The 14,436-nt window shown below is 69.1% G+C and carries 15 protein-coding genes; 2 read left to right on the top strand and 13 right to left on the bottom strand.

The features are described 5' to 3' along the window. The first annotated feature begins 10 nt into the window (after window positions 1-10). On the top strand, window positions 11-1,456 hold the full coding sequence (locus C8D87_RS13065) for an aldehyde dehydrogenase family protein (RefSeq protein ID WP_112226791.1): 1,446 nt from the start codon (window positions 11-13) through the stop codon (window positions 1,454-1,456). Here the strand turns inward: C8D87_RS13065 and C8D87_RS13060 are convergent. From C8D87_RS13060 to guaB, 10 genes are all read right to left on the bottom strand, one after another. Further along, window positions 1,451-2,827, bottom strand: coding sequence for an FAD-dependent oxidoreductase (locus tag C8D87_RS13060; protein ID WP_112226790.1), 1,377 nt, complete (start codon window positions 2,825-2,827; stop codon window positions 1,451-1,453). The genes C8D87_RS13065 and C8D87_RS13060 overlap by 6 nt on opposite strands. Before the next feature lie 44 nt (window positions 2,828-2,871). Next, window positions 2,872-4,119 (bottom strand): FAD-dependent monooxygenase, encoded by a 1,248-nt coding sequence (locus C8D87_RS13055; RefSeq protein ID WP_112227060.1) that lies wholly within the window; start codon window positions 4,117-4,119, stop codon window positions 2,872-2,874. 5 nt (window positions 4,120-4,124) lie between these two features. Next, complete coding sequence (locus tag C8D87_RS13050) at window positions 4,125-5,084, bottom strand: MBL fold metallo-hydrolase (protein ID WP_112226789.1); 960 nt, start codon at window positions 5,082-5,084, stop codon at window positions 4,125-4,127. A 12-nt stretch (window positions 5,085-5,096) separates the two neighbouring features. After that, window positions 5,097-6,773 carry an FAD-dependent oxidoreductase gene (locus C8D87_RS13045; protein WP_112226788.1) on the bottom strand — a complete coding sequence of 559 codons (1,677 nt, stop codon included), beginning with the start codon at window positions 6,771-6,773 and terminating at the stop codon, window positions 5,097-5,099. A 33-nt stretch (window positions 6,774-6,806) separates the two neighbouring features. Then, entirely contained in the window at window positions 6,807-7,346 is a 540-nt protein-coding gene (locus C8D87_RS13040; RefSeq protein ID WP_112226787.1) for a type II toxin-antitoxin system RelE family toxin, read from the bottom strand. Continuing rightward, entirely contained in the window at window positions 7,339-7,659 is a 321-nt protein-coding gene (locus tag C8D87_RS13035) for a type II toxin-antitoxin system Phd/YefM family antitoxin (RefSeq protein ID WP_109639019.1), read from the bottom strand. The genes C8D87_RS13040 and C8D87_RS13035 overlap by 8 nt, the downstream gene beginning before the upstream one ends. A gap of 50 nt (window positions 7,660-7,709) precedes the next feature. Beyond that, a complete protein-coding gene (locus C8D87_RS13030; RefSeq protein ID WP_109639018.1) occupies window positions 7,710-7,934 on the bottom strand; it encodes a hypothetical protein in 225 nt (74 codons plus the stop codon). Between the two features lie 39 nt (window positions 7,935-7,973). Continuing rightward, complete coding sequence (locus C8D87_RS13025) at window positions 7,974-8,321, bottom strand: hypothetical protein (protein WP_112226786.1); 348 nt, start codon at window positions 8,319-8,321, stop codon at window positions 7,974-7,976. 60 nt (window positions 8,322-8,381) lie between these two features. Continuing rightward, a complete protein-coding gene (locus C8D87_RS13020; protein ID WP_112226785.1) occupies window positions 8,382-9,515 on the bottom strand; it encodes a GuaB3 family IMP dehydrogenase-related protein in 1,134 nt (377 codons plus the stop codon). 114 nt (window positions 9,516-9,629) lie between these two features. Then, window positions 9,630-11,141 carry an IMP dehydrogenase gene (gene guaB / locus C8D87_RS13015; RefSeq protein WP_109639015.1) on the bottom strand — a complete coding sequence of 504 codons (1,512 nt, stop codon included), beginning with the start codon at window positions 11,139-11,141 and terminating at the stop codon, window positions 9,630-9,632. Window positions 11,142-11,268: 127 nt separating this feature from the next. Between guaB and C8D87_RS13010 the strand changes: the two genes are divergently transcribed. After that, a complete protein-coding gene (locus tag C8D87_RS13010) occupies window positions 11,269-11,652 on the top strand; it encodes a DUF5319 domain-containing protein (protein WP_204763241.1) in 384 nt (127 codons plus the stop codon). Between the two features lie 187 nt (window positions 11,653-11,839). Here C8D87_RS13010 and C8D87_RS13005 read toward each other — a convergent pair whose 3' ends face one another. The 3 genes from C8D87_RS13005 to C8D87_RS12995 form a co-directional block, all read right to left on the bottom strand. Continuing rightward, the gene (locus tag C8D87_RS13005; protein WP_112226784.1) at window positions 11,840-12,730 is read right to left on the bottom strand and encodes an anti-sigma-D factor RsdA; all 891 of its coding nucleotides are present in this window, start codon (window positions 12,728-12,730) and stop codon (window positions 11,840-11,842) included. Continuing rightward, window positions 12,731-13,303, bottom strand: a complete 573-nt coding sequence (locus C8D87_RS13000; protein WP_086663889.1) for a sigma-70 family RNA polymerase sigma factor — start codon at window positions 13,301-13,303, stop codon at window positions 12,731-12,733. Between the two features lie 306 nt (window positions 13,304-13,609). Then, entirely contained in the window at window positions 13,610-14,206 is a 597-nt protein-coding gene (locus C8D87_RS12995) for a response regulator transcription factor (RefSeq protein WP_030471988.1), read from the bottom strand. Between the last annotated feature and the right edge of the window lie 230 nt (window positions 14,207-14,436).

Below are 14,436 nucleotides of genomic sequence, written 5' to 3'. Positions count from 1 at the left end.
CGTGAGTCACATGGACGCGTTCACGCCGCAACCCAGGCCGTGCTGGATCGCCGGCCGCCCCGAGCAGGGCGAGCAGGCGTTACAGGTCTTCCACCCGTTCGACGGCACCGAGGTCGCCTCGGTCGCGGTACCAAGCAGAGACCAGGTGGAACGTGCGGTGGCGGCGGCCGCGGCGGTGGCCAGGGAGTTCCGCCGAACACCGGCGCACGTGCGGGCCGAGGCACTGCTGCAGGTGTCGCGGACGCTGGCCGAGCGCGCGGAGGAGATCGCCGAGACGATCACCGCGGAGAACGGCAAGCCGCTCAAGTGGGCGGAGATCGAGGTCTCGCGCGCGGTCAACACGTTCCGGTTCGCCGCGGAGGAGGCCCGGCGGTTCACCGGTGGGCTGCAGCGGCTCGACACCGACGCGAACGGCGTGGGCAGGATGGCGATCGTGCGCCACGTGCCGCGCGGGCCGGTGCTGGCGGTGGCGCCGTTCAACTTCCCGCTGAACCTGGTGGCGCACAAGGTCGCGCCGGCGCTCGCGGTGGGTGCACCGGTGATCGTGAAGCCCGCGTCCGCCACGCCGTTGAGTGCCCTGCTGCTGGGCGAGATCCTGGCCGAGACCGATCTGCCGGAGGGCGCGTTCTCGATCCTTCCCGTGCGCGGCAAGGACATGGACGCGTTGGTCAGTGACGAGCGGCTGCCGGTGATCTCGTTCACCGGGTCCACGAAGGTCGGCTGGTCGCTGATGGAAGCCGCACCGCGCAAGCACGTCGTGATGGAACTGGGCTCCAACGCGGCCGCGATCATCTGTCCCGACTGGACGGACCTGGACCACGCGGCGCAGCGCATCGCGACGTTCGGCAACTACCAGGCCGGGCAGTCGTGCATCGCGGTGCAGCGGGTGATCGTGGACCGCTCGGTCGCCGACGAGTTCGTGCCGAAGCTCGTGGAGGCGGTGGGAGCGCTGAAGACCGGTGACCCGCACGACCCCGAGGTCGAGGTCGGCCCGTTGATCGACGAGGACAACGCCCGCCGCGTCGAGGAGTGGGTCCACATGGCCGCCGACGCGGGCGCGCGCGTGCTGCTCGGCGGCAAGCGGACCGGGACGACCGTCGAGCCGACCGTGCTGGCGGACGTGCCCTTCAACACCAAGCTGTGGACCGAGGAGATCTTCGGGCCGGTGCTCGTCGTCTCGGTCGCCGACGGCGTCGAGGACGCGTTCGCGCAGGCCAACGACACCAAGTACGGGCTGCAGGCCGGCGTGTTCACCCGCGACGTGCAGGTGGCGTTCGAGGCCGCGGCCGAGCTCGAGGTCGGTGGCGTGATCATCGGTGACGTGCCGTCCTACCGCGCCGACCAGATGCCCTACGGCGGTGTGAAGGGCTCGGGCACCGGGCGTGAGGGCGTCCGGTCGGCGATGGAGGACTTCACCGAGGAGCGCGTGACCGTCCTGACGGGGATCCCGCTATAGCCCCTGCGGGAACGCCAGCACGCGGTCCGGGTCGTACCGTCGCGCGACTCGCCTGAGTCGCGCGAGGTTGCGGCCGTAGTAGGCGGTCGGCCAGTCCGGCATCTCCGGGTCGATGTAGTTCACGTACCCGGTGGTGCCCGCGCCGAGCCCGTCCCGCACTGCCGCGACCACCCGGCGAGTCTCCGCCTCTGTCCTGTCGCCGGCACCGAAGAAGATCTGCGCGCTGGTCCTGGCGTCGCGGTGCGGGAACGCGGTGGCGTCCGGCGCGACCCGGTTGAGCGCACCGCCGAACGAGTCGAACAGGATCGCGCCGTCGCGCTGCCCGTCCATCAGGGCCGCGACCCGCGAGCCGGGCACGTGGTGGCGGAGCATGCGCGACGACGCCACGAACGGGAAGCCAGAACTCGGGTTTCCCGCGTAGTAGCGCATCGTCTCCAGGTAACCCATCTCCTGGAAGGTCCGCTCCGCGGGCGGCATCCGGTCCAGCAGCGGCACCAGGTTCTTCGCCGTGCCCACGTAGGCGCCGCCGACTCTGGCGGACGACACGGGGCCGGCCTCGACGGTGCAGCTGGACCACAGCTCGTCCGGTGCCTGAGCCATCCACTCCTGCCAGGCGTCGAACACGTCCGCCGACGCAGCCCGCGGGTAGCCGAGCGCGAACACGGTCAGGCCGGGCGCCGGGTCGGTGCGGAACGTGAACTGCGTGACGATGCCGAAGTTGCCGCCACCGCCGCCGCGCAAAGCCCAGTACAGATCGGGTTCCTCGTGCGCGGACGCGGTGCGCAGGCAGCCGTCCGGCGTGACGATCCTGGCGCTCACCAGGCGGTCGCAGGTGAGTCCGTACTTGCGGCCGATCACGCTGATGCCGCCGCCGAGCGTGAGCCCGCCGATGCCGACCGAACGGCACGTGCCGGCGGGCAGAGCCTGTCCGGCGGCACCGATGGCCTCGTAGACCGGCAGGAGCTGGGCACCCGCGCCGACCTGTGCTCGACGGCCGGCGACGTTCACCGCGGCAATCCCGGCGAGGTCGACGACCAGGCCGTTCTCCGGCAGCGAGTAGGCCGCGTAGCTGTGCTTGCCGCTGCGTGCGGCGACCGGGATGCGTTCGTGCGACGCGAAGTCCAGGCAGGCCTGGACGTCTTCAGGCCTGACGCACCTCGCGATCGCGGCCGGCCTGCGATGTGCGTAAACGTGGTTCCACGGCATCCGCAGCTGGTCGTAGCCGGGGTCCTGCGGCAGCACGAGCCGGTTGCCGAGCCGTTTGCGCAGCTTCGCCCAGTTGGTGTCGGCCACGGCCGTCCCGGTGCCCATCCCCAAGCCCGCGACGGCGAGTGCGCTCGTTTGCAAGAAAGTTCGTCTGTTGATCTCCATGACTTGAACACCCCCGAGACCGATGGTGGTGCCTGGGTCACTCCTCACCAGCCGAGTGCGCGGAGCTTCACCTGATCGTCGCAACGGTGTGCGGCAACATGCCCATCCGGCCTGATCAGCCAGCCGTCCCTCGTCGTGAAGCCGGGTCCCGCGGTGCGGGAGCCCGGGATCAGGTCGCCACCGTCGGTCGTGAGAGGGGAGTTCTCGTAGGAGAACGGCGTGAAGAGCTTGCCGGAGTCGATGCCTTCGCCTGTCTCGAGTGCCTTCTGCCGGTGTGCGCGCTCTTCTTCGTTCCCCGGCACCAGGAATCGCATCGTGTCGCCGGTGATCCTCAGGTTCTCGTCGGCGGCCTGCCCGCGTTCGATCTCGTAGGAGTCGAGGAGGTGCGGGCCCGCGTCGCCGGTGCGGTCGGCCGCGATCTTCCACGCCGCGTTGTCGGCGTCGCAGATGCCGGAGTTCAGGCCGCGGGCGCCGAACGGGCTCATCACGTGCGCGGCGTCGCCGGCGAGCAGGATCCTGCCCTTTCTGAAGGCTTTCGCGCGGCGCTGGTGGAAGCGGTAGGTGGACTGCCAGACCACCTCGTACGGCTTGTCCCCGACGATCGCGCGGATGTGGTCGTCGGTGAGCTGGACGTCCTCGGCCACCTGCCAGTCGATCCGCCAGACGCCCTCCGGTTGCGGGTGCAGAAGCACCTGGCGGCCGGGATTCCACGGCGGGTCGAAGTAGAAACGGCGTTCTGGTGTCTCGAAGTCCAGGTCGACGCGGACGTCGGCGATGATGAACCGGTCGTCGAACGAGAAGCCCTCGAACGGGATGTCCAGGAGCTGTCTCACCGTCGAGTGCACGCCGTCCGCGGCGATGCAGTGGGTCGCCGCTATTCCGTCCTTTGTGGACACTCCCTCGTCGTCCTGGATCAAAGTCGTGAGGGCGTGGCCGTAGCGGAGCTCGACGAGCGGCTCGGTGCGGACGCGTTCTTCCAGCAGCTGCTCGACGACGGTCTGCGGGGTGTTCACGAACGGCGGGAAACCCTTGACCTCCGGGAAGGTCAGGGTCAGCACCTCGCGGTCGCGGTGGTAGGTGCGGCCGGTGTACCAGGTGACACCCGCGTCGGCGACCGCCTGGCCGACGCCGATCCGTTCGAGGATCTCCAGGACGTCGCGCTGGACGCAGATCGAGCGGCTGCCCTGCCGGCTGCGCCGCTCGACCTTCTCCAGGATCACGCTCGGCACGCCGGCGCGGGCCAGGAAGAGCGCGGCGGTGAGGCCGACCGGCCCGGCACCGACGATGAGCACCGGTTTCACTGGAGGGCGTCCCACACGGCGCGGTCGCGTTCGGCGGTCCAGATCTCCGGCCAGTCCCTGCCGTCGCACTCGTCCCAGTAGCGCTTCACGTTGAACGGCAGGCAGTGCTCGAAGATCGGCCAGCGCCCGTAGCGGGGTTCGAGCGTCCTGTGCGCCAGCTCGAAGGCCTGCTTGAGCGTGCCGCCGTCGGCGTGCACCCCGCCGACCGTGCGGCGCAGCTCGTTGAGGAAGTGCCTGCTCTGGTTGATCGCGGCGCCGACCTCGATGCGGTCGCGGGCGACCCTGCCCCGCCCGCCGACGAGAACCTCCGCGCCCAGATCCTCGACCTCGTCCAAAGTGGACGTCGCCCACTCGTCGTGGAAGGCGTCACCGGTGTAGAGCGCGGCCTGCGACTCGACGAGGTCACCGGCGAAGAGGATGCGCTGCTGCGGCAGCCACGCCACGATGTCGCCCGCCGTGTGCCCGCGGCCGAGGTGCTGCAGCACGAGGTCGCCGCGCTCGTCGCCCAGCGGGATCGTCATGCGGTCGGAGAACGTGAGCGTCGGCCAGGTCAGGCCGGGAATCTCCTCCGGCTTCTCGAAGAGCCGAGGCATGCGGCCGTACTCGCTCGCCCAGTCCTGCTGCCCGCGTTCGGCGATCAGCACCCGCGTCATCTCGTGCGCGACGATCTCCTGGGCGTCGAACGCGCTGGCGCCGAGCGTGCGGACGGCGTGGTAGTGGCTGAGCACCAGGTACCGGACCGGCTTCTTCGTGTGTTTGCGCAGCGTGGTGAGCCACCGGCGCGCGGCCGCGGGTGTGGCGCGCGCTTCGAAGCAGATCAGGAAGTCCTCGGCCTCGATCGCCCCGACGTTGGGGTCGCCTTCGGCGGTCAGGGCGTAGACACCCTCGGCGAGCTCGACGAACACCTCGTCCTTCGGGGCGAGGTCGGCGCTGGAGGCAAAAGGCTTTTTGGCCATGACTCCACCGTGTCAGGACGCCTTCACGATCGGCAACCGCAATGCGGCTGGAGCTTGATCGGGCACCGCCGGGTTCCTCGGCCTCGTCGGGCTGATCCTCCGGTACGGCTGGTGCTGGTCCGGCCGCTGGTCCTGCTCACCCTTGTTCGGCCACAGCGAGAACGCCCGCTCTGCCTGCGCGGTGATCGTGAGACTCGGGTTCACGCCGAGGTTCGCACTGATTGCCGCACCGTCCACAACGGACAGTCCTGGGTAGTTGAAGACGCGGTGGTACGGATCGATCACGCCGTCGTCCTCGGTGGCGCCGATCGCGCAGCCGCCGATGAAGTGCGCGGTCAGCGGGATGTTGAACAGCTCACCCCACGTACCGCCGGCCATGCCGTCGATGTGCTTGGCTGCCAACAGGTTCGCCTCGTGACCGGCGGGGATGAACGCCGGGTTGGGCTCGCCGTGCCCCTGCTTGCTGCTGAGTTTGCCGCGCTTGAGGAACGTGGTGATGGAGTTGTCGAGGCTCTGCATCACCAGCAGGATCACGGTTCGCTCGCTCCACCGGTGCACGCTCAGCAGCCTGAGGACCTTCAACGGGTGCTTCACCGCTTCTTTGAGGAACTGCAGCCACCTCGGCGTGCTCGCCGCACCGTCCGTGGCGAGGGTCTGCAGCAGTCCCATGGCGTTGCTGCCCTTGCCGTAACGGACGGGCTCGATGTGCGTGATCTCGTCGGGGTGGATGGAGCTCGTGATCGCGACACCCTTGGTGAAGTCGTTGTCCGGGTCGACCGAGTACCTCGCGGCCCCGATGATCGACTCGGAGTTGGTGCGGGTGAGCTCACCGAGCTTCTTCGAGATCTTGGGCAGGGTGCTCGCCCTGGCCCGGTGCAGGAGCTGCTGCGTGCCCCACGTGCCGGCGGCGAGCACGACCTGGTCGGCGGTGAAGGTCTTCTTCGCCCTGCCGCCGGTCGTCTTGGTCTCGATGGTCCACCGGCCGTCGTTCTCGTCGAGCCTGGTGACCGTGGTCAGCGGGTAGACCTGCGCGCCGAGCTTCTCCGCGAGGTAGAGGTAGTTCTTGACCAGCGTGTTCTTGGCGCCCACCCGGCAACCGGACATGCAGCTGCCGCACTCGGTGCACCCGGTGCGCTCCGGCCCGGCACCCCCGAAGTACGGGTCCTCGGCCTTCTTGCCCGGCTCGCCGAAGTACACGCCGACGGGCGTCGGGTGGTAGCTGTCCTCGACGCCCATGTCCTTCGCGACCTTCTGCATGACGACGTCGCTCGGGGTCGTCGTGGGGTTCGTCACCACACCCAGCATCCGGCTCGCCTGGTCGTAGAACGGCTCCAGCTCGTCCTGCCAGTCGGTGATGTGCGCCCACTGCCGGTCCTCGTAGAACGGCTTGAGCGGCCGGTAGAGCGTGTTGGCGTAGACGAGGCTGCCGCCGCCGACGCCCGCCCCTGCCAGCACCATGACGTTGCGGAGGAGGTGGATGCGCTGGATGCCGAAGCACCTGAGCTGCGGCGCCCACAGGTACTTGCGGAGGTTCCAGCTGGTCGTGGCGAACTCGTCGTCGGCGAACCTGCGTCCCGCCTCCAGCACGGCGACGCGGTAGCCCTTCTCGGTCAGGCGGAGCGCGGCAACGCTGCCACCGAACCCGGAGCCGACGATGACGACATCGAAGTTACCGGCGAGTTCACCCATGGACCGGAGAGTAGGCGTTACTTCCGGTAACGCCTAGTCCCCGATCGGTTCAGACGCGGAGGGAGAACTGATGAAGGCGGTCCAGAGGTCGACCGCCTGTTCAAGACTCAGGGCGGCCACCTTCTCCACCGGCACGCCCGCAGTGTGCACGAGTCTTTGCGCCAGCCAGTCCGGGACCGGCTCCCGCACCACGGGCTGCTCGACGATCACGTCTCCCGCGAGCCGGCCGAGCCTGCCGATCACGCCAGCCAGCCTGGCCAGCGTCGAGTCCCGGTCCGCCACCTCGGCGACCCTCGCCGACGCCTCGGCGTAGACCTCGGCGTCCGAACGGGCACCCACGCACCAGACTTCGCACACCTCGACCGCGCCGTCGGCGGCGATCCGATAGACGATCCGCCAGTGGTTGCGCCCGACCACCAACTTCCGAAAGCCGGTGAGCTCACCACCGAGCGGATGCCCCGCCTGCGGATCGTCGAGCAGAATCTGGATCTTCTTGAGCACCTTGGGCACGACATCCGGCCCGAGGCGACGCAGGTCGTCGATCGCCGCGTCGGTGAACAGAACCTCAGTCATCGAGCGCGTCGTCGTCCTTCATCGCCGCCAGCGACTCACGGGTGTGCCCGAAGGCCGCCAGCACATCGTCGAAGGAGGTACGGCGGCCGGAATCAGCGGCCGAACGCGCCAGCACGAGCGCCAGATCCCTCAGGTCAGCGGCCGCTTCGTCGATCTCGGACAGGCGGCTCATGGGGACGACTGCGGCGACCGGACGACTGTGCCGGGTGACAACCACCGGACCGCTTTGCTCGGCGTCGGCGACCAGACCGGCGACACCACGTTTTGTGGCCTCGGTGACGGTCAGCTCACGAGCCTCGTGAAGAGCGGCCATGCAGAAAACTATACAGAAAAAGTGCACAGATGACAGGGCGCCCGCCGGACCTACAGGACCAGGCCCTCGATGACCCACACCATGAAGGCGACGGCCAGCGCGGTGATCACCAGGCCGCCGCAGATGAACAGGGCCAGGACCTTCCAGCCGATGCCGTTCTCCTCGGGTGCGTCCTCGGCTGCTTCCTCGACGTCCTGGACCTCGGCGTCCGTGTCGATCGTGTCCAGATCCGTGCTGTTGTCGCTGTTGCCGCCGAACAGGATGTCCAAGTCCATGCCTTTCAGGACGCGTGAGTGGCGGGGCCGGTTGCAAGATCAGCTTTGGACCCAGGCCGCCACCGGGAGGCTCAGGTAGATGCCGATGTCGTTCAGCCCTGTCGCTTCCGCGACCGCCCTGCACAGTCCGTCGACGCGGTCCTGACGGTTGGCGGCGCGGCTCTCGAACCACTTGGAGCGGATCTCGATCACCACGTCCACGCCGTCCGAGTCGAACGGGCCGCGGACGCGGAAGCGCAGTTCCACGTCACCGGGTTGGAGGTTGCCGTCGTAGGGCTCCTCTGGGCACTCCACGGCCACCGACACCGCGTGCGGGAGCATCGCGGCGAGTTCCTTCAGCGCTTTGTGGGGAACGTGAGGTGCGTAGGTGATCTCGACGAGCGGCACGGTTCCAGCAAAGCAGAAGGGTGCGCCCCGGCTGGAGCGCACCCTTCTGGATGATCGAGTTCAGCCGCGGATCGTAAGGCCGACCTTCTGGAACTCCTTGAGGTCGGAGTAGCCGGTCTTGGCCATGGCCCGCTTGAGCGCGCCGAACAGGTTCGTCACGCCGCGCGGGTCGGAGGACGGGCCGAACAGCAGCTTGCGCAGGTCGAGCTCCTGGTCCACGGCCTCCGCGACCAGGCTGCGCGGCACCGACGGGTGCGCGGACGAGGCGGTCCAGTACAGGCCCTGGCCGGGCGCCTCGGTCGCGGCGGCGAGGGGCTCGCCCAGCATCACGGCGTCGGCACCGCAGGCGATGGACTTCGCCACGTCGCCAGAGGTCGTGATCCCGCCGTCCGCGATGACGTGCACGTAGCGGCCGCCGGTCTCGTCGAGGTAGTCGCGGCGGGCGGCCGCGGCGTCGGCGATCGCGGTGGCCATCGGCACGCCGATGCCCAGCACGGAGTCGGTGGTGGTGACGCCCGGCGTGTAGCCGTAGCCGACGATCACGCCCGCCGCGCCGGTGCGCATCAGGTGCATGGCCGTGCGGTAGTCGCCGACACCACCGGCGATCACCGGGATGTCGAGGTCCGCGATGAACGACTTCAGGTTCAGCGGCTCACCGCCGCGCGACACGTGCTCGGCCGAGATGATCGTGCCCTGCACGACCAGGATCTCGACGCCGGCGGCCAGCAGGTCCGGGGTCAGCTCCGCGGCGCGCTGCGGGCTGACGCGGACCGCGACGGTGACGCCCGACTCGCGGACCTGCTTGATCGCCTCGGCGACCAGGTCCATCCGCAGCGGGGCGGCGTGCAGCTCCTGCAGCACCTTCACGGCCGCGGCCGGGTCGTCGCTGTCCTCCGTGGCCTGCACCAGGCGGAACAACGCCTCGTCGACGTCGCCGTGCCGCGCCCAGAGGCCCTCGGCGTTGAGCACTCCGAGACCGCCCAGCTCGCCGACCGCGACCGCGACGCCCGGCGACACGATCGCGTCGGTCGGGTGGGTGATCAGCGGGATGTCGAAGCGGTAGGCATCGATCTGCCACGTCGTCGAGACGTCCTTCGACGACCTCGTGCGACGGGACGGGATGATCTCGATGTCGTCCAGCTCGTAGGCCCGCCTCGCGGTCCGGCCCATGCCGATCTCGACCAGATCGCGCACCTGTGGTTCCTCTCCTTCGTCCGGGGGTCTGGGGGCCGCCCCCAGCAAAGACACTGCGAGCGACGCGGTCCGCGCTTTCCGCGGACACACTTCCCCCGAGCGAGCCCGAACACCCTAACGGGTGGTGTAGTTCGGGGCTTCGACGGTCATCGTGATGTCGTGCGGGTGGCTTTCCTTCAGGCCCGCCGCGGTGATGCGCACGAGCTGCTGGTTCTGCAGCTCGGCGATCGTGCGGGAACCCGTGTAGCCCATCGCCGCGCGCAGGCCGCCGTTGAGCTGGTGCACGACCTGGGACAGCGGGCCGCGGAACGGCGTGCGGCCCTCGATGCCCTCGGGGACGAGCTTGTCCTCGTTGAGGACGTCGTCCTGGAAGTAGCGGTCCTTCGAGAACGACTTGTTCTCGCCGCGGGACTGCATCGCCGCCAGCGAGCCCATGCCGCGGTAGGTCTTGAACTGCTTGCCGTTGACCAGGATCAGGTCGCCGGGCGCCTCGGTCGTGCCCGCGAGCAGCGAGCCGAGCATCACGGCGGACGCGCCGGCCGCGATGGCCTTGGCGATGTCGCCGGAGTACTGGATGCCACCGTCACCGATCACCGGCACACCGGCGGGGCGGCAGGCGAGCGAGGCCTCGTAGATCGCGGAGATCTGCGGCACACCGACACCCGCGACGACACGCGTGGTGCAGATCGAGCCGGGCCCGACACCGACCTTGACGCCGTCCGCGCCCGCGTCGACCAGCGCCTGGGCACCGGACCGCGTCGCGATGTTGCCGCCAACGACGTCGACGGAGTCGCCGAGCTCCTTCTTGATGCGGGCGACCATCTCCAGCACGCCACGCGAGTGGCCGTGCGCCGTGTCGACCATCAGTACGTCCACACCGGCGTCGGCGAGCGTCATGGCGCGCACGAACGAGTCCTCGCCCACACCGACGGCGGCGGCGCACAGCAGGCGGCCGTCCGGGTCCTTGGTGGCGTTCGGGTACTGCTCGGTCTTGACGAAGTCCTTGACCGTGATCAGGCCCTGCAGCTTGCCGTCACCGTCGACGATCGGCAGCTTCTCGACCTTGTGACGGCGCAGCAGCCCCAGCGCGGCGTCGGCCGACACGCCGACCTGCGCGGTGACCAGCGGTCCGTTGGTCATGACCTCGCTGACGCGCTTGGTGTGGTCGAGCTCGAACCGCATGTCGCGGTTCGTGATGATGCCCACCAGCTTGTTGTTCGCGTCGGTGACCGGCACACCGGAGATGCGGTAGCGGGCGCACAGCGCGTCGACCTGAGCCAGCGTGTCGTCCGGCGAGCACGTGACCGGGTCGGTGACCATGCCGGCCTCGGACCGCTTGACGGTCTCCGCCTGCCGGGCCTGGTCCTCGACGCTCAGGTTGCGGTGCAGCACGCCGATGCCGCCCTGACGCGCCATCGAGATCGCCATCCGGCCCTCGGTGACCGTGTCCATCGCGGCGCTGGCCAGCGGAATCTTGAGGGTGATGTTGCGCGAGATCCTGGTGCTCGTGTCGACGCCGCTGGGAACGACGTCGGACTCGGCCGGCAGCAGGAGCACGTCGTCGAAGGTCAGTCCCAGCATGGCGAACTTGCTCGGGACTCCGTCAGCGTTGAGCTCGCTGGTCATAGCGGGTGACATGCCTTCCGTCGTGCGGTCTGCCCCTCTGCCCGCGGGTCAGGTTTCCGCAGGCGGAGGCGGTGCTGCCCATGGTATCTGGACGCCCGTGGGGGTACGGCGGGTACCGTGCGGGGTCGTGCCGCACGACGCGTTGCCACCAGACCCCTTCGAGGGCGACCCCGAGGACCCCGCGCTCACTCTCGGGGAGCCGGACCACGACCATCCCCCGATGGACGAAGACGAACGAGCGGAGCTGGTCAGCGACCTGAGCGACCTCGCCGTCTACCAAGCCCTGCTGGAACACCGCGGGGTGCGCGGCATCGTCGTCGACTGCGGCGAGTGCCAGGAACCCCACTACCACGACTGGGCGCTGTTACGAGCCTCACTCGAACAGCTGCTCGCCGACGGCCGCATGCGGCCGCACGAACCCGCCTTCGACCCTGACCCCGGTGCTTACGTGAGCTGGGAATACTGCCGCGGCTACGCGGACGGCGTGACGGCCACGGAGTCGGCGCGCTGACGCCCCTGGCCTTCGAGTGATGCTGCGCACCCGCCGGGAAAGCCGCCCGGCGGGTGTGAACGCCAGGCGCGAACCCCGAGCGAGCAGCCCGATCACATTCCACCTGACGTGTGACCACCAAATGCGTGTGAACGGCCCCTGACCTCGAAAGATCAGGGGCCGTTCACACTGCGTCTCAGTTGGGGTCTCAGTTGGACCCGGTCTGCCCGGCACTCTCTCCGGTAGCTCCGGCGGAACCAGGCGTCTCCCCGGTGCCAGTGGCGGGCGGAGGCGGCGGCGGCGGAGGCGGCTCGCCGTTCGACGTCGGTGGCGGCGGGGTCGCCGACGAGGTCGACGGGGTCGGCTGCGTCGTGACCGGCGGCTCGCTCGACGGCGGCGCGGACGAGGTTGAGGGCTGCGTCGGCTGCGTCGGCTGGGTGACCGGAGGCGTCGTCACGGGCGGCGCGGTGGTCGAGGTGTTGGTGTCGAGCTCCTTTTCGAGCTCCTTGTGCTTTTCCTCGAGCTGGGCCTTGCCGTCGTCGGTCGAGACCGACTCCAGGCTGGCCTCCACCTTGTCGAGCTTCTCGCGGGCCTCGTTGACCTTGCCTTCGCGCAGCGCGAGGCGGGCCGAGTCGAGGTCGCTGCGCACGATGGCCGCGGCTTCGATCGACTTCGCGTGCTCGGAGTAGAGCACTCGGGTGAGGCCCCAGAGGGCGTCGCCGGGCTGGGCGTCGCGGGCCACCAGGCTCACGCCGGTGAAGGCGATGGCCAGTACCGCGGCGGCGCTTGCCAGGGGGATCAGGTAGCGGTGCCTGCTCACCGGCTGCGGGCGGGCAGCCTGGATCGTGGCGATGGCGGTCTCGGTGTCGACCAGCTCGCCGAAGGGCGCGGTCTCCACCTCGTTGCGCCATGCGAGCAGCAACGCGTTCAGCTCGTCGTCGACCAGGGAGCCGGCCGCACCCGGCGTTGCCGACCCCAGTGCGTCGAGCAGCCTGTCATCGGCCTGTACAGCCGAAAGATCGTCTGCGACGGGTTCGTGCGGGGTTCTATCGTCCTGTCCGCGCACTTGCTCGTCGTCCTTTCCATGCTCGTCGGCCACTCAGACCACCTCCTCCGCTGCCAGCGACTTGCGGAGCCGAGCCAGCGCACGGTGTTGCGCCACCCGGACCGCACCCGGCGTCGAACCGACCGCCTCGGCAGTTTCCTCGGCGGATAGTCCGACCACCACCCTCAACAGCAGGATCTCCCGCTGCTTCTCCGGCAGGACGCGCAGTAGTACAGCCATCCGATCGGAGAGCTCGCCCTGCATCGCCCGCTGTTCCGGACCAGCTTCGGTCTCCGGCGCGTCGGGAACTTCGGGAACGGGCTCTGAGCGGTTCCTGGCGGCAGACCGATGTGAATCGGCGACCTTGTGTGCCGCGATCCCGTATACGAACGCGAGGAAGGGCCGACCCTGATCGCGGTAGCTGGGCAATGCCGTGAGCACCGCGAGACACACCTCCTGGGCCACATCGTCCGCCGAAGCGAAGCTTCGTTCCTGCCTGCCAACTCTGGCGCGGCAGTACCGCACCACAAGAGGACGAATGGAGGCCAGCAGGCGTTCGATCGCCTGGCGGTCGCCGTCGACGGCCGCGCCCACTTCGGCGTCCAGTCCGTCCCCCAAGTTGGTCATCGCAGACAACAGCCCTGGTGTTACTTGTTGGCGTACCGACATGAAACAGCACGAGTCACTCACGGCGACTCGTTGCAGCAGCACTCACCGTACCGGTCTTAGCGCCTTCTGTTCATCAGTGGGGTATGGACACCCCGCGTGACCAGCAGACACGCCGAACGACTCCAGCCCGGCGACATTGTCACCGGGCTGGGCTAAGTGCGCGACCCGAAAGCTCAGCCAATACCGCTGGTGAGCCGTCTCACGCCACCGGCCCCGCGTCCCCACATGCGGCATATGAGGACGCGGGGCCGGTGCGGCGAAGAGCTACTGGACGAGGCCTCGCCGGAAGCCGTGCGCGACCGCCTGAGCGCGGTCACGAACACCGAGCTTGCGGAAGAGACGACGGGCGTGCGTCTTGACCGTGTCCTCCGACAGGTAGAGCTCGCGGCCGATCTGGCCGTTGCTCTTGCCCTGGCTCATGCCTCGCAGCACCTGGAGCTCGCGCTCCGTGAGCTGCACGCCAGGGTCGGAGGGCTGGCGCGGCGCCGGCACCGAGGTGCTGGCGAGCGTGTGCGCGAGGGCTGCCACAAGCTCGGGACGCGACGCGTCCCACCTCAGGTAGCCGCGGGCGCCACCGGCGATCGCGGCGGCGATGCTGCCGGCGTCGTCAGGTGCTCCGAACACGATGACGTTTGCCTGCGGATTGGCGGAGACGAGTCGCCTTGTTGCTTCCACCCCGGTTGGGACGGCGCGCTGGGTTCCCACCAGAACGACGTCAACCGGCTGCCTGGAAAAGCGAGCCAACAACTCGTCACCGTGCGCTACGCAGTCGATGCGGCTAACCCCGGGGACAGCCGACATCACGCGGGTGAGACCCTCCCGCACACTGCGCCGGTCGTCGCAAATAAGGACCGTGGTCACGGGGACTCCTTCCTGCAGCCGAGTGACGTTCCATCTCCCCTATCGGACGCTCGCGGCCCAACCTTGACACGATCCGGTGCTTAATCCGTCAAGAAGTTCATCTGAGGGTCTGCGTTCGGGGGTTCCCCGGAACGGAGCAGCCCACTCGGCACCCACGGGGAATCAAGGGCGACCTGACGGCTGACGGGATCAGCTCTGCGTAACACGCAGCTCAGAGCCTCCGTCGCCCG

It is taken from the genome of Lentzea atacamensis (assembly GCF_003269295.1).
In the GTDB taxonomy this organism is placed as follows: Bacteria; Actinomycetota; Actinomycetes; order Mycobacteriales; family Pseudonocardiaceae; genus Lentzea; species Lentzea atacamensis.
Note: the sequence above shows the minus strand (reverse complement) of the source record. Positions and strands in the feature narration are given on the sequence as shown.